Raw genomic sequence first — 14,994 nt, 5'->3', positions numbered from 1 at the left:
AACGAGCAGGGGCCGCCTCCCGTTGGGAGACGGCCCCGACTCACGACCGGGGATCGGAACTAGCCGATGCCCTTGCCGAGCGAGCCCAGCAGGTCGCGGTTGAGCTGGGAGATGGTGTCCAGCGGGATGCCCTTCGGGCAGACCGCGGCGCACTCACCGATGTTGGTGCAGCCGCCGAAGTCCTCTTCGTCCTGCTGGTTGATCATCTTCACCACGCGAGAGGCGCGCTCGGGCTGTCCCTGCGGGAGCATGCCCAGGTGCGTGACCTTCGCGGCGGTGAACAGCATGCTGGACGCGTTCGGGCAGGCCGCCACGCACGCGCCACAACCGATGCAGGTCGCGGCGTCGAACGCGCGGTCGGCGTCCGGCTTCGGGATCGGGTTGGCGTGGGCGTCCGGGGCGGTACCGGTGGGCGCGCTGATGAAACCGCCCGACTGGATGATGCGGTCGAACGCACCACGGTCGACGACGAGGTCCTTCACGACCGGGAACGCCTTGGCCCGCCACGGCTCGACCGTGATGGTGTCGCCGTCGTTGAAGCTGCGCATGTGCAGCTGACAGGTGGTCGTGCGCTCGGGGCCGTGCGCCTCACCGTCGATCACGACGCCACAGGCGCCACAGATGCCCTCACGACAGTCGTGGTCGAAGGCGACCGGGTCCTCGTTCTCGAGCGTGAGCTTCTCGTTGAGAACGTCGAGCATCTCGAGGAAGGACATGTCCTCCGAGACGTCCGTGAGCTTGTACGTGACCATCCGGCCTTCGTCGTCACGGCCCTTCTGGCGCCAAACGCGCAGGGTGATGTTCACTTGTAACTCCGCTGCTTCATCTCGACGTACTCGTACTCCAGAGCTTCCTTGTGGAGCACGGGCTTGCTGTCAACGCCGGCGAACTCCCAGGCGGCGACGTAGGCGAACTCGTCGTCGTGACGCAGCGCCTCACCGTCGTCGGTCTGGCTCTCCGCCCGGAAGTGACCACCGCAGGACTCGCGACGGTGCAGGGCGTCGACGCACATGAGCTCACCGAGCTCCAGGAAGTCGGCCACGCGGTTGGCCTTCTCCAGAGCCTGGTTGAACTCCTCGTTGGTGCCGAGCACCTTGACGTCGCGCCAAAACTCCGCACGCAGCTCGCGGATGAGGTCGATGGCCTTGCGCAGACCCTCTTCGTTGCGCTCCATGCCGCAGTAGTCCCACATGATGTGGCCGAGCTCCTTGTGGAAGGAGTCGACGGTGCGGGAACCGTTGATGGAGAGCAGCTTGTCGATCCGGTTGGTGACCAGGTCCTTGGCCTCGACGGCGTCGGGGTGGCTCTCGTCGACCTTCTCGAACGGACCTTCCGCCAGGTAGTCGTTGATGGTGTTCGGCAGGACGAAGTAACCGTCCGCCAGACCCTGCATCAGCGCGCTGGCGCCCAGGCGGTTGGCGCCGTGGTCGGAGAAGTTGGCCTCACCGGTCACGAACAGGCCCGGGATGGTGCTCTGCAGATCGTAGTCGACCCATAGGCCACCCATGGTGTAGTGCACCGCCGGGTAGATGCGCATCGGAACCTCGTACGGGTTCTCACCGGTGATGCGCTGGTACATGTCGAACAGGTTGCCGTACTTGGCCTCGACGGCATCCCGACCCATGCGCTCGATGGCGGCCGCGAAGTCCAGGTACACGCCCAGACCACCGGGGCCGACGCCGCGACCCTCGTCGCAGACGTTCTTGGCGGCGCGGGAGGCGATGTCACGCGGCACCAGGTTGCCGAAGGCCGGGTAGATGCGCTCCAGGTAGTAGTCGCGCTCGTCCTCGGGGATCTGACGCGGGTCGCGGTCGTCGCCGCCCTTCTTGGGCACCCAGATCCGACCGTCGTTACGGAGCGACTCGCTCATCAGGGTCAGCTTGGACTGGTAGTCGCCGCTGACCGGGATGCAGGTCGGGTGGATCTGCGTGTAGCAGGGGTTGGCGAAGTACGCGCCCTTGCGGTGCGCGCGCCAGGCGGCGGTGACGTTCGAGCCCATCGCGTTGGTGGACAGGAAGAACACGTTGCCGTAACCGCCGGTGGCCAGGACCACGGCGTCGGCGAAGTGCGTCTCGATCTCACCGGTGACCATGTCGCGGGCGATGATGCCGCGCGCCTTGCCGTCCACGATGACCAGCTCCAGCATCTCGTGCCGGGTGTGCATCTTGACGGTGCCGGCGGCGATCTGCCGCTCCTGGGCCTGGTAGGCGCCGATCAGCAGCTGCTGACCCGTCTGCCCGCGGGCGTAGAAGGTACGGGAGACCTGCACGCCACCGAAGGAACGGTTGTCGAGCAGACCGCCGTACTCGCGGGCGAACGGAACACCCTGGGCGACGCACTGGTCGATGATCTCGACACTGGTCTGCGCGAGGCGGTAGACGTTCGACTCGCGGGAGCGGAAGTCACCACCCTTGACCGTGTCGTAGAACAGGCGGTGGATGCTGTCGCCGTCGTTGCGGTAGTTCTTCGCGGCGTTGATGCCCCCCTGCGCGGCGATGGAGTGCGCGCGCCGGGGGCTGTCCTGGTAGCAGAACGAGGAGACGTTGTAGCCCGCCTCGCCCAGGGTCGCCGCGGCGGAGGCACCGGCCAGGCCGGTGCCCACGATGATGACGGAGAGCTTGCGCCGGTTCGCGGGGTTGACCAGCTTGGCCGAGAAACGGCGCTTGTCCCAGCGCTCGTTGATCGGCCCCTCGGGGGCCTTCTCGTCCCGGATCGGGGAGCCCTCGGTGTAAAGGTCGGTGTCAGACAATTAACTCACCAGTCCAAAGGTGACCGCCAGGGGCGGAAGCAGGAACCCGACGGTCACGACCAGCGCGATCGCCACGGCCACGGCGTTGATCTTGCCCTGGCGCGCGGCGGTGTTGGCGCCCAGGGTGGCCATGCCACTCCAGATGCCGTGTCGCAGGTGGAAGCCGACCGCGATCACCGCGGCGATGTAGAACAGCGTCACGAACCAGAACTCGGGCTGGAAACCGTTCACGAGTCGCTCGTAGGGGCTGTCCGACTTGCCGCCGGGGGCGATCACGTTCACCGTCAGGTGCAGGATGTGGAAGATCACGAAGAGCGCGATCAGCACACCGCCGTAACGCATGGTGTAGGAGGAGTAGGTGCGCTTCACCCGCTTCTTCACCACGTAGCGCTGCTGACGCGCCTTGCGCGCGCGGATCGTCAGCACCGCCGCCGAATAGATGTGGATCAGGATGCTCGCGAGGAGAACGATCCGGAAGATCCACAGGAAGCCGCTCTCGGGCAGGAGAGGGTAGCCGATCTCACGGAGTCCGTGAGCGTAGCCGTCGAAGGCCTCCTGGCCCGCGAAGACTTTCAGGTTGCCGTACATGTGCGCGATCAAATACAGCACGAGGATCGCACCGGAGGTCGCCATCGCTGCCTTCAGCGCCACCGTGGATCCGTAGGCCGTAGACCGCTTCTTGGTCAAGGTACTGTTCGCCACAGCCTGTCACTTTAAATTCGAGTTAAGCCCGACGTCCAAGTCATCGCGACCCTAGTGTCCATAGCCTTAGGCTATCAACCATGCAGTTCCAGCAGCTCGCCTACTTCGTCGCTGTGGCCCGCACACGCCATTTCACCCGTGCAGCCGAGCTTTCACGCGTCGCTCAGCCGAGTTTGAGCAAACAGATCCGCAGCCTTGAGAAGGAGTTGGGTGCGCCGTTATTCAGTCGTGCCCGGGGAAACATCACACTCACGCCGGCGGGCGAGGCGCTGCTTCCGCTCGCCCAACGCATCCTCACCGACCTGGAGACGGCCCGTCGTGAGGTGGCGGAGCTGGCCGGCGTGCGGCGCGGCCGGGTGCGATTGGGGGCGACCCCGTCCCTGTGCGCGGGGCTGCTGGCGGACGTTCTCGCCGACTTCCATACCCGCTTCCCCGGGATCGAACTCCACGTGGAGGAGAGCGGCTCGCGCGACCTCATCCGCAACCTGGGCCGCGGCGAACTGGACATGGCCCTGATCATCCTCCCGCTGCAGAGCAGCGATCCGGACTTCTCCACCACCCCGATCCTGCGGGAGAACCTCGTGGTGGCCAGCCCCACCTCGGGGCCCGCGCCGAACGGGCGTGCCTCGATGCGCATCACCGAACTCCAGGGGCGACCCCTGGTCATGTTCCGGCGGGGATACGACGTTCGCGAGGCGACGCTGCGCGCCTGCCGCGCCGCCGGCTTCGAGCCGGAGTTGGCCGTGGAGGGCGGCGAGATGGACGCCGTACTGCGGTTCGTCGAGGCCGGCCTGGGGTTGGCGGTGGTGCCCAGCATGGTGCTGCGCAACCGGCCCGGCCTGCGAGGCACACCGTTGTCCCGCCCCCGCCTGCTGCGCACCGTGGCGCTGGCCCGGCGCAAGGACGTGGAACCCTCGCACTCCGCGGACGCGTTCCGCCGGCACCTGAACACCTACCTGCTGGCGATGGGTCCGGAGGACCTGGGTCCCGACCTGGAGGTCCTCATCTCCGCGACGGACGCCGGAGGCCCCCGGAACCGACATGGTGAGACGCCGGACGACGGACTGTCCACGTCCACCTGACACACCCGCCCCTTCCCTCGAACAACCGCGGGCCACCGGAACCACCGCCCCGCGACGAGGTGGAGGAGGGGCGCGGGCGTCGGCCGAGTACCTCACCGGGGAGGGCACGTCATGACCGAGCGGCCCTTTCCGGGTGTGGCGAGGCTCGGACGAGGGCGCGAGGTGGTCTTGGACCTACCGCACCGCCTGTAGGTCACCCGGCCTCCCAGGACGAGTTCGAAATGGGCTGTTGCGACGTCACCGAGTGCTGCACGGAGGGGATCCGCATCACCGGCAACGCGCTGATCCCGCTCGGGGAGCGTGTGGTGGACCGCGGGCACGACCCGTTGGTGTGGCCTGGTTCGACGATCGGGATGCGACCGAAGGGCACCCCGATCACGCCGGACATCCGCGACTCCGAGCCCCGGCGGGAGCGGGGCGGAGCCTGGATCGAAGGCCTGGGCGTCGGGCGTTCTCCCGCCGCCCCGACTCCGTTTCGGTGGAATCGGAGGAAGGGGCGCGGATCGTCCCTTGGAAGCGCCCGTGACCGGTGGTCGTTTTCGACGGTGGAATTTCTTCCTGTACTAGCGAAAAGGCCAGGGGAATCACCTTTGTCATGGCTTCGGGGAATTCTCGACTTCGTCGTAGGGGCGGGATAGCTTTGCCCTCCCCAGTCGACGGCGGGAGCGTGCGGGCATGGCCGGTGAACACAGCCTCAAGAAGCACTTCGACGGCGCGGCGGCGCGCAGGCTCGGTGATTCCATCCGGGCGGTGTTTCCAGGGTTCGACGTGGAATCCTACGCAGCGGAGGTCGATCGGGAGGTCGGTCCCCTGGAGCTCAAGGACCGGGTGCTCGTGATGGCGCGGGGCCTACGGGACCGACTTCCCGGGCACTACCCCGAGGCGGTCTCCGTCCTGGTCGCCTCGCTCAAGGCCCCCTTGGGCGAGGACGAGGGCATGTTCAACGAGGGGTTCCACCTCATGGCCGTGGCCCGGTTCGTGGAGGAGTACGGGCTGGAGCACCCGGAGTCCTCGCTGCCCGCCCTGGTGGAGATCACCAAGCGGCACACCGGTGAGTTCGCCGTCCGACCGTTCGTGCGACGGCACTACGAACCGACCATGGCGCTGATGCGCGCCTGCGCGGTCGACCCCGACCACAACGTGCGCCGGTTCGCCAGCGAGGGCATCCGGCCCCGGCTGCCATGGGCGAGCCGGCTCCCCGAGTTCGTCGCCGATCCCCTACCCGTGCTCGAAGTGTTGGAGGAGCTGCGCAGCGACCCCTCCAAGTACGTGCGCACGTCGGTGGCCAACAACCTCAACGACATCGCCCGTGAGCATCCCGACCTGGTCCTGGACCTGGTCGAGCGGTGGACCCGGGAGAGCCCCACCCCAGAGACCGCGTGGACGGTTCGGCACGCCCTGCGCACCCTGGTCAAGGAGGGCGATCAGCGGGCCCTGGCACTGCTCGGCGCCACCGGCGGCGAACACGTCCTCGCCCACGGACTCGCCCTGTCCCCTGGCGTGCTGGACCTGGGCGGGACCCTGCTGGTGCGGGTCGAACTGGAGAACACCGACACCCGCCCGCACATGACGGTGGTCGACTACGTGGTGCACCACGTCCGCGCCGACGGCTCCCGGGGCCGCAAGGTGTTCAAGTGGACCAAGGTGGAGCTGTGCTCCGGGGAACGTCGGTCCCTGGAGAAGAAGCACCCGGTGCGCCCGATCAGCACCCGCACCTATCACCCGGGCGAACACCTGGTGGAGGTCCAGGTCAACGGCCTGGTCAAGGCGTCCGCCGCCTTCGACCTCCACGTCTGAACGGTCGCCGCCTGACCGCGGCCGGGCCGACCCCGGCCCCGGGTTCGGCTCGTTCCGCGGGTCCCGGGTCAAAAGCCGCGCTGGGCCCAACCCTCCAGGTGGGCGGCGGCCTCGGCGATCGTGGTGGACTCGCCGTGGCCGGGGTGCACCACGGTGTCGCCCGGCAGGACCGTCAACTGGTCGCGGATGGAGGCGATGATGGTCGGAAAGTCCGACGACGGCTGGCCGGTGGCGCCTGGGCCGTCCGGGAAGAGCGTGTCCCCGCTGAACACCACCCCGAGCTCCGGGGCGTACAGGGACACCCCGCCCGGGGTGTGCCCCGGGGTGTGCAGGATGGTCAACTCGATCCCGCCCGCGGTCAGGGCCTCACCGTGCAACAACGGGGCGTCGGGTTCGCGGTAGGGGTGTACCTGCTCCCAGAGCTCGGCGTCGTCGGGGTGCAGCAGGATCGGGGAATCGGTGAGGTCGGCCAGGGCCACCGCGGCGTCGATGTGATCGCTGTGTCCATGGGTGCACACGATCGCCATGAGTTCGCGATCGCCCAGGCCTCGGGCTATGCGCTCGTGGTCGTGGGAGGCATCGATCACCACCGCGGTATCGTCGTCGCCGACGATCCACACGTTGTTCTCGACATTGGACTCGGAACCTTCCAAACTGAAGATCCCTGAGGTACGTAGCCGCTGGACGGGCGACTGGGAACTCACAGGCTCACCACCTGAACGTCTTACGGGGCAGGAGCTTCGAGCCTATCGGGCGCGGTCCCCTCGCACACGCTGTTCGGGTCGGCTTCACCGGTGTGTCAAGGGTTCGGGGCATCGAAGTCGCGGCGCAGCGTGTAGGGCTGGATCAGGCCGAGACCGTGCGCGTGCCGGGCCCTGACCTGCACCACCTGGATCCCCTCCACCCCTTCGAGGTTCTCGGCGAGGCCCTCGTCGATGAGGACGGTCCCTGGTCGGGCGAAGGAGGTGAGCCGACTGGATCGGTTGACCGTGGTGCCGAAGACGTCGCCGTGCAGGGTCAGCACCGGGCCGTAGGCCACGCCCACCCGCACGTCGGGGACCTCCACGTGGGTCTTGACCCCCGAGGCCAGACGCAGCGCGATGTCGGCCGCCTGGGTGGGCGAGTCGGCCACGAAGAGCACCTCGTCGCCGAGGGTCTTGACCACACGGCCGCCCCCGGAGGCGATGATGTCGGCGGCGGTCGCCTCGAAGCCCTCCACCACACCGGCGAGTTCCATCTCGTCGAGCTCGCGGCTGAGCGTGGTGAAGGAGACCAGGTCGGCGAAGCCCACGATCAGCGGGTAGTAGTTCGGGATGATGTCGCTGCCGTTGGACATCACGGCCAGCGTGCGCGCCGTGGACGCGGCCAGTTGCCGACGCCAGATGTGCAGCAGCAGGCGCTCGACGTCCGGCAGCAGCTCCTTGACCTGGTTCATCAGCGGACTGTTGGCCAGGTCCTCGCCGCCGTCCTGGAAGATGAGCGTGCTGAGGATGCTGGTCTGCCAGTCGGCCAGGCGGGCCATGGTCTGCCCCATCGCGCGGGCGAAGCGGACCACACCCTCCTCGTCGAGGACGCCCTCCTCCAGCAGGGAGTGGGCGATGCGCAGGGCCTCGACGTCGCTCTCGGCGAAGATGATCGTGTCGTCACCAAGGGTGGGAAAGCCCAGGGCACGCCAGACTCGGCCGGCGAGCTCGGGATCGGCTCCGGCGAGCTCGACCGCCTGTTCCCTGGTGTAGACCGCTTCTCCACCGAGTAGGGCGGACTCGATCGCTTTCGGGTCAGGACGCGACGGCATACGTTCTCTTTCACGGGACCTTCCCCGCCGGGCGGGGAGCAATCTCTATGGCACCGGCCCGGGGGCACGGCCTTGGCTCCGGTTTCAGCCTACTCCCACACCCCGTGGGGCCCGGGTGACGAAACCGCTGGTCAGCCCTGTGGTCCGGCCGGGTGGTCCGGCCGCTGGGCCGAGTTGACCTGGCGGTAGATCTCCGACTGGAACCACTGGGGTTCAGGCACCCTTTGAAGGACCATGCCCTCCTGTTCGGACGCCGACTGAATGGACAACGTTCCGTACCGCATGATCCGTTCCCACAGGGAGATGTTGAACGAGACGTCGTTCACCCTGGCGAGCGGCATGTCGCGGCCCTGCTTGGAGATGATGCCGTCGCGCATCATGAGCCGCCGGTTGGTGAGGATGTAGACGGTGGTCGACCACTTGAGCATGGGGACGAACCAGAGGGCCAGCGCGGCGACGACCCCGACGACCACCACGACGCCTCCGGCGATGAGGCTCCACTCCTCGCTCCAGGGAATGAAGAACAGTGCCGTACCCACCACCGCGATGATGACGAACAGCATCACGAACTCACCCGCGAGGACGGTCCAGTGTTGCCGTGCGACGTGGACGAGTTCCTCGTCGTCGGAGAGATAACGGTCCGCGATAGCCATACCGGTGATAATGACACAAGCTTCCGCGCCGCGGGAGACACGAATTCGTCCCTGTGGACGACTCTTCCGTGGCTCGGCGGCCCGCGGCTCAGCCACCGGGGCGCACGTGCACCACGTCTCCCACGCTCAACGCCTTCTCCCCCGTCGGTCCGGCCACCACCAGTCGGGCCTGGTCGTCCACCCGGGCGGCGGTGCCCTCCAACAGGCGGTCTCCGGGCAGGTGGACCCGGACCCGGCGGCCCAGGGTGACGCACACGCGGCGGTACTCGTCGGCCAGGCCACCGGCCTCGGCGTCCCCCGAGGCCGCGGCCCAGGCGACATAGCGTTCCTCGAACGCGGTCAGGACGGCGCGCAGCAGTTCGGCGCGCCCCACCTCTCCGGCCCCCTCGGCCCGCAGCGAGGTGGCGGTCTCCACCGGCAGGTCGTCCCGGTCCTGGGAGACGTTGAGGCCCATGCCCACCACCACTCCCACCCGGTCGGGGGCGGAGAAATCGGCCTCGGCGAGGATCCCGGCGAGCTTGCCGTCCCGGTCCTCCCCCGGGACCAGGACGTCGTTGGGCCACTTCAGTGCGGCCGGCACCCCGGTCACCTCGCGCACCGCGGCGACGGCGGCCAGCCCCATCAACGGGGACACCCATCCCAGACGTTCCGAGGGGACGGACGGCCGAACCAACAGCGAGAAGGTGAGGGCCGCCCGCGCCGGGGTGGTGAACCCGCGCCCCAGCCGCCCCTTCCCGGCGGTCTGGTGCTCGGTGACCAGCACGGTCCCCTCGGGCGCCCCTTCCTTGGAGCGGATGGCCAGGTCGGTGTTGGTGGAGCCGGCCTCGGGCACCACCTCCACGCTCCGCCAAAGTCCACCCGGCCGCACCACGGCGGCGGTGAGGGCGGTCTGGTCCAGAACGGGGATCTCGTCGCTGTGTTCACCGGTCATGACCCCATTACAGCAGCGCCGAGCACTCCATCCGTCGATCGCCCCGTTGGAAGGCGCTCGGGCCCCGCGCCCGGAGGGGACGCGGGGCCCGAGGACCTTCGGGGCCGGTCAGCCGGTGTTCTGGAGACCGGCGGCCACACCGTTGACGGACAGCAGGAGCAGCCGCTCCAGGTGCTGACCGTCCTGTTCCGACAGGGAGTCCGCCTCCTCGCCGCGCAGCGCCTCAAGGGCCCGCAACTGCAGGTGGCTGAGCGCGTCCACGTACGGGTTGCGCAGGTCGACGGCCCGGGACAGGATCGCCCGGTTCTCCAGCAGACGGCTGTGCCCGGTCACCTGCAGGACCAGGCTCCGGGTCAGGTCGTACTCGTTGAGGACCTTCTCGGTGAGCTCGGGACGGCCGCCCAGCGCCAGGTACCGCTCGGCGATGGTGCGGTCGGTCTTGGCCAGGCTCATCTCCGCGTTGTCCAGCAGCGACGCGAACAGCGGCCACTCCCGGTAGGCGGCCTGAAGGGTGGGCAGGTCCGCGACGGCGGCCAGACCGGTGCCGAGCCCGAACCAACCGGGCAGGTTGACTCGGGTCTGGGTCCAGGCGAACACCCACGGGATCGCCCGCAGGTCGCCGAGGCCCTTGGCCGCCCCACGCCGGGAGGGGCGCGAGCCGAGCCGCAGCTCTCCCAGCTCCTCCAACGGGCTGACCTGGGAGAACCACACCGCGAAGTCCTCGGTGCCGATCAGCTCCAGGTAGGCCTCCTGAGCGGCGGAGGCGATGGTGTCGGCGTGGGGGCGAAAGCGCTCGGCGGCGGCGCGTTCGCGTTCTTGCACCTCGTCGGTGGAGGCCATCAGGACGGCGTGGCCGACCTGTTCGATGTGGCGACGGGCGATGGCGGACTGCCCGTAGCGGGCGAAGATGACCTCGCCCTGTTCGGTGACCTTGAACCGGCCGTCCACCGAACCCGGGGCCTGGGCCAGCAGGGCACGGCTGGCCGGTCCGCCTCCGCGGCCCAGGGAACCGCCCCGGCCGTGGAACAGGGTCAGGCGCACGTCGTGTTCACGGGCCCATGAGGACAGTCGGGCCTGGGCGTCGTACAGGCGCAGGGTCGCGCTGACCGGGCCGACGTCCTTGGCGGAGTCGCTGTAGCCGAGCATGACCTCCAGACGACGGTCGTTGTCGACCAGCCGCTTCCGCACCTGGGGCAGGTCGAGCATCCCGGCCAGGACCTGGGGCGAGGCCTCCAGGTCGGCGCCGGTCTCGAACAACGGGATGACGTCCAGGACCGGCACCCGCTTGGGCGGCAGGGCGTAGGTGGCCAGCTTGTACACGACCTCGATGTCCTCGGCCGTACGCGTGAAGCTGACGATGTAGCGACGGCAGGCCTCCACACCGAAGCGCTCCTGGATCCAGGAGATGGTGCGCAGGGTGGCCAGCACCTCCTCGGTGCGTTCGGACAACTCGCCGCCCGCCTCCAGTTCGGCGAGCGCCGCAGCGTGCACCTCGCTGTGCTGGCGGATCTCCAGCTCGGCCAGGTGGAAACCGAACGTCTCGGCCTGCCACACCACGTGCTGGAGCTCGCCGTAGGCCTGTCGCGTGGCCCCGGCCGCGACCAGGGATTCCTGCACCAGACGCAGGTCGGCGAGGAAGGCGTCGGCGTCGGGGTAGGCGAGGTCGGCGTCGCGCTCACGGGTGGCGCGCAACCGCGCGGTGGCCAAAAGCAGCAACTGGCGGTGGGGCTCGTTGGGCGAACGCTTCCCGACCTCGGCCATCAGCGTCGGATAGGCGGCCTTGGCCTCGGTGAGGACGTCGAGCAGGCCCCGGCTCGCGGGGGTGAGGTTGGAGTAGGCGGTGAGGGTCCGTCCCACCTGCTCGCAGGCGTTCTCCAGGGCGCGCAGGACGTGTTCGGACTGGATGGTGATGGCCTCCCGGGTCACCTCGTGGGTGACGAACGGGTTGCCGTCGCGGTCACCGCCGATCCAGCTGCCGTAACGGACGAAGGGGGTGGCTCGGGGCGCGCGGGTGCCCGTGCCCTCGGGGTCGATGGCGGCGTCCAGGGTCCGGTACACCTTCGGCAGGGTCGAGAAGATCGTCTCGTCGAAGGCGGCCAGGGCCGTGCGCACCTCGTCCAGCGGGTCGAGCTTGGTGTAGCGAAGCTGCGAGGTCCGCCAGAGGAGGTCGATCTCCTCAAGCAGGCGACGGTGGGTCTCGGCCGCCGCGGTGCTGCCTTCGTGGGCGCCGTGCCAGGCGTCCAACTGGGCGCTGATGCGCAGAATGGAGGTGGACACGGCACGGCGTCGCGCCTCGGTGGGGTGGGCGGTGAGAACCGGGTGGAACTCCATGCCCTCGACGAGTTCGGTGAGCCGTTCCTCGCCGCCCCCGCTCTCACGGATGGCGCGCACCGCGGCGGCCAGGGACTCGTGGGGCGGGTTCGCGGCGTCGTCTCGCTCGCGCAGGGCGCGCATGCGCTGGTGTTCCTCGGCCAGGTTGGCGAGGTGGAAGTAGACCGTGAACGCGCGGGCGACCTGCTTGGCGCGTTCCAACGGCCAGGCGCCGACGATCGCGGTGATCTCCTCGGTGGTGACGGAGCCGTCACGGGCCCCGATCACGGCGTGGCGGAGTTTCTCGACATCGGCGAGCAGTTCCTCACCGCCGCTTTCGGCGAGGACCGTTCCGAGCATCTCGCCGAGCAATTTGACGTCATTCCTGAGCTGCTCGGGTACTTCCTGCCGGGCACTGTCACGTTCTGCGCTAACCGCTGTCATGAGGCCGACGATACCGAGATCGCCCCTGCGCACACACGGTCGGGGGTGTGTTCTCGCCCGCTTTGCCATCGCGTTAACAATTGTGTCGGGGACGAGTGAATTCACAGCGACTCACGCATTTTTCGGCATATCGCACGGCTTTCGCTCCCTTCCCGACCCGACGCACCCTCCGGGCTCCGGGTCCACCCGGAACCACCCGAACCGACACGTAAGCGAGGGGCACCCTCGGACCTACCGGACCCTCGGAGCTACCCTGGACGGTTATGGCCACCGAAGCCCCAGAACCGCTCTCCGCTTCCGAGATCGACATACACACGACCGCGGGCAAGCTCGCGGACCTGCAACGACGCAGGTACGAAGCCGTGCACGCCGGGTCCCGTCGCGCTGTCGAAAAGCAGCACGCGAAGGGCAAGATGACCGCGCGCGAGCGGATCGACGCACTGCTCGATCCCGGCTCGTTCGTGGAGTTCGACGCCCTGGCCCGCCACCGCTCGACCAACTTCGGGTTGGACGCCGACCGCCCGTACGGCGACGGCGTCGTGACCGGGTACGGAACCGTGGACGGACGCCCCATCGCGGTGTTCAGCCAGGACGTCACCGTCTTCGGCGGTTCACTGGGCGAGGTCTACGGTGAGAAGATCTGTAAAGCCCTCGACCACGCCCTCACCAACGGGTGCCCCGTGGTGGGCATCAACGAGGGTGGCGGCGCCCGCATCCAGGAGGGTGTGGTCGCGCTCGGCCTGTACGCCGAGATCTTCAAGCGCAACACCCACGCCTCCGGTGTGATCCCGCAGATCTCCCTGATCATGGGGGCCACCGCGGGCGGTCACGTGTACTCGCCGGCCCTGACCGACTTCGTGGTGATGGTCGACAAGACCTCCCAGATGTTCATCACCGGACCCGACGTGATCAAGACCGTCACCGGTGAGGACGTGTCCATGGAGGAGCTGGGCGGCGCCGCCACCCACTCCGGCACCTCGGGCGTGGCCCACTACATGGGCGCCGACGAACAGGACGCCATCGACTACGTCAAGACGCTCCTGTCGCACCTTCCCGACAACAACCTCGAGGACCCGCCGCCGCTGGCCCCCGAGGAGGACCTCGGCGACGAGGTCACCGACGGCGACCTGGCCCTGGACACCTTCATCCCGGACTCGGCCAACCAGCCCTACGACATCAAGCGGGTCATCGAGGCCGTCCTGGACGACGGTGACTTCCTCGAGGTGCACGAGCGCTTCGCGACCAACATCGTGGTGGGATACGGCCGGGTGGACGGACAGTCCGTCGGCATCGTCGCCAACCAGCCGATGAGCTTCGCGGGTTGCCTGAACATCGACGCCTCCGAGAAGGCCGCCCGGTTCGTGCGCACCTGCGACGCCTTCAACATCCCGGTGCTGACCTTCGTGGACGTGCCCGGGTTCCTGCCCGGCACCGACCAGGAATGGGACGGCATCATCCGTCGCGGCGCCAAGCTCCTGTACGCCTACGCCGAGGCCACGGTCCCCCTGATCACGGTGATCACCCGCAAGGCCTTCGGCGGTGCCTACGACGTGATGGGCTCCAAGCACCTGGGCGCGGACATCAACCTGGCCTGGCCCACCGCGCAGATCGCGGTCATGGGCGCCCAGGGCGCGGTGAACATCCTGCATCGGCGCACCCTGGCCGCGGCCGAGGACGTCGAGGCCGAGCGGGCCCGTCTGGTCGGCGAGTACGAGGACACCCTGTTGAACCCGTACACGGCGGCCGAGCGCGGCTACGTCGACGGGGTCATCATGCCCTCCGAGACGCGGACCCAGGTCGCCAAGGCACTGAAGGCCCTGCGCAACAAGCGCAAGCAGCTCCCGCCCAAGAAGCACGGGAACATTCCGCTGTGAGCGCGCCGAACCCGTCATCGGACAGACCACCGCACCTGGTCGTGGTGCGCGGCGAACCCTCCGCAGAGGAGCTCGCCGCGCTCACGGCCGTGCTCACCGCCCGCGCGGCGGCGGCCCGTGCCGCCGCCGAGAAGGACGGGCCCGAGCGGTCCACGTCCGGATGGCGCGACCGATCGCGCGGTACGCGCACCCCCTTGCGCCCCGGCCCCGGCGCCTGGCGCATGAGCACGAGATGAGCCCTGACGTGCTCCTTCGTTCCCTAGACTCTTCGTTGAGCGGTCGGCGCGTGATCCGCTCCGCGCCCCAGCTGGAGGTTTTCCCATCGTGCGCAAAGTACTGATCGCCAATCGCGGTGAGATCGCCGTACGTATCGCCCGCGCCTGCCGTGACGCCGGTATCGAGAGCGTGGCCGTCTACGCCGAACCCGACCTGGACGCCCTGCACGTCAGGATCGCCGACCAGGCCCATTCCCTGGGCGGGTCCACTCCGGCCGACTCCTACCTGGACATCGACAAGCTCCTGGCCGTCGCCGCCACCACCGGCGCCGACGCCGTGCACCCCGGGTACGGGTTCCTGGCCGAGAACGCCGACTTCGCCCAGGCCGTCATCGACGCCGGCCTGACCTGGATCGGTCCGCCCCCGGCGGCGATCACCGCG

13 protein-coding genes and 1 pseudogene are annotated in these 14,994 nt (G+C 68.7%); 6 read left to right on the top strand and 8 right to left on the bottom strand.

The annotated features are described in order from the left end of the window. Window positions 1-59: 59 nt before the first annotated feature. From K8V84_RS15530 to K8V84_RS15520, 3 genes are read right to left on the bottom strand one after another with little or no spacing between them, the layout of a single operon-like run. The gene (locus K8V84_RS15530; protein ID WP_067603574.1) at window positions 60-806 is read right to left on the bottom strand and encodes a succinate dehydrogenase/fumarate reductase iron-sulfur subunit; all 747 of its coding nucleotides are present in this window, start codon (window positions 804-806) and stop codon (window positions 60-62) included. Beyond that, entirely contained in the window at window positions 803-2,749 is a 1,947-nt protein-coding gene (locus K8V84_RS15525) for a fumarate reductase/succinate dehydrogenase flavoprotein subunit (protein WP_304075482.1), read from the bottom strand. The genes K8V84_RS15530 and K8V84_RS15525 overlap by 4 nt, the downstream gene beginning before the upstream one ends. Next, a complete protein-coding gene (locus tag K8V84_RS15520) occupies window positions 2,750-3,400 on the bottom strand; it encodes a succinate dehydrogenase cytochrome b subunit (protein ID WP_304075577.1) in 651 nt (216 codons plus the stop codon). 131 nt (window positions 3,401-3,531) lie between these two features. Between K8V84_RS15520 and K8V84_RS15515 the strand changes: the two genes are divergently transcribed. The 3 genes and pseudogenes from K8V84_RS15515 (at window position 3,532) to K8V84_RS15505 (ending at window position 6,330) form a co-directional block, all read left to right on the top strand. Continuing rightward, window positions 3,532-4,533: a LysR family transcriptional regulator gene (locus tag K8V84_RS15515; RefSeq protein ID WP_304075480.1), complete on the top strand. Its 1,002-nt coding sequence runs from the start codon at window positions 3,532-3,534 to the stop codon at window positions 4,531-4,533. A gap of 203 nt (window positions 4,534-4,736) precedes the next feature. Next, window positions 4,737-4,925, top strand: a pseudogene (locus K8V84_RS15510) (succinate dehydrogenase/fumarate reductase iron-sulfur subunit); the annotation flags it as partial. A 283-nt stretch (window positions 4,926-5,208) separates the two neighbouring features. Next, window positions 5,209-6,330 carry a DNA alkylation repair protein gene (locus tag K8V84_RS15505; protein WP_304075478.1) on the top strand — a complete coding sequence of 374 codons (1,122 nt, stop codon included), beginning with the start codon at window positions 5,209-5,211 and terminating at the stop codon, window positions 6,328-6,330. 68 nt (window positions 6,331-6,398) lie between these two features. Here K8V84_RS15505 and K8V84_RS15500 read toward each other — a convergent pair whose 3' ends face one another. The 5 genes from K8V84_RS15500 to K8V84_RS15480 all read right to left on the bottom strand — a co-directional run bounded on the left by K8V84_RS15500 (window position 6,399) and on the right by K8V84_RS15480 (window position 12,379). Then, entirely contained in the window at window positions 6,399-7,034 is a 636-nt protein-coding gene (locus tag K8V84_RS15500) for an MBL fold metallo-hydrolase (RefSeq protein ID WP_304075475.1), read from the bottom strand. Window positions 7,035-7,129: 95 nt separating this feature from the next. Next, window positions 7,130-8,125 (bottom strand): adenylate/guanylate cyclase domain-containing protein, encoded by a 996-nt coding sequence (locus tag K8V84_RS15495; protein ID WP_304075473.1) that lies wholly within the window; start codon window positions 8,123-8,125, stop codon window positions 7,130-7,132. Window positions 8,126-8,256: 131 nt separating this feature from the next. Next, window positions 8,257-8,778: a PH domain-containing protein gene (locus K8V84_RS15490; RefSeq protein WP_304075471.1), complete on the bottom strand. Its 522-nt coding sequence runs from the start codon at window positions 8,776-8,778 to the stop codon at window positions 8,257-8,259. 88 nt (window positions 8,779-8,866) lie between these two features. Beyond that, on the bottom strand, window positions 8,867-9,709 hold the full coding sequence (locus tag K8V84_RS15485; RefSeq protein ID WP_304075469.1) for a biotin--[acetyl-CoA-carboxylase] ligase: 843 nt from the start codon (window positions 9,707-9,709) through the stop codon (window positions 8,867-8,869). A 108-nt stretch (window positions 9,710-9,817) separates the two neighbouring features. After that, window positions 9,818-12,379: a phosphoenolpyruvate carboxylase gene (locus K8V84_RS15480; RefSeq protein ID WP_304075575.1), complete on the bottom strand. Its 2,562-nt coding sequence runs from the start codon at window positions 12,377-12,379 to the stop codon at window positions 9,818-9,820. A 347-nt stretch (window positions 12,380-12,726) separates the two neighbouring features. Between K8V84_RS15480 and K8V84_RS15475 the strand changes: the two genes are divergently transcribed. The 3 genes from K8V84_RS15475 to K8V84_RS15465 form a co-directional block, all read left to right on the top strand. Then, window positions 12,727-14,337: an acyl-CoA carboxylase subunit beta gene (locus K8V84_RS15475; RefSeq protein WP_304075467.1), complete on the top strand. Its 1,611-nt coding sequence runs from the start codon at window positions 12,727-12,729 to the stop codon at window positions 14,335-14,337. Further along, on the top strand, window positions 14,334-14,573 hold the full coding sequence (locus K8V84_RS15470) for an acyl-CoA carboxylase subunit epsilon (protein ID WP_304075464.1): 240 nt from the start codon (window positions 14,334-14,336) through the stop codon (window positions 14,571-14,573). The genes K8V84_RS15475 and K8V84_RS15470 overlap by 4 nt, the downstream gene beginning before the upstream one ends. Before the next feature lie 88 nt (window positions 14,574-14,661). Next, window positions 14,662-14,994, top strand: a 333-nt coding sequence (locus tag K8V84_RS15465) for a biotin carboxylase N-terminal domain-containing protein (RefSeq protein WP_304075461.1), incomplete at its 3' end; no start/stop codon positions are given.

This window comes from Nocardiopsis listeri, from assembly GCF_020741345.1.
GTDB lineage: Bacteria > Actinomycetota > Actinomycetes > Streptosporangiales > Streptosporangiaceae > Nocardiopsis > Nocardiopsis listeri_A.
This window is presented reverse-complemented; position numbering and strand designations above follow the sequence as displayed.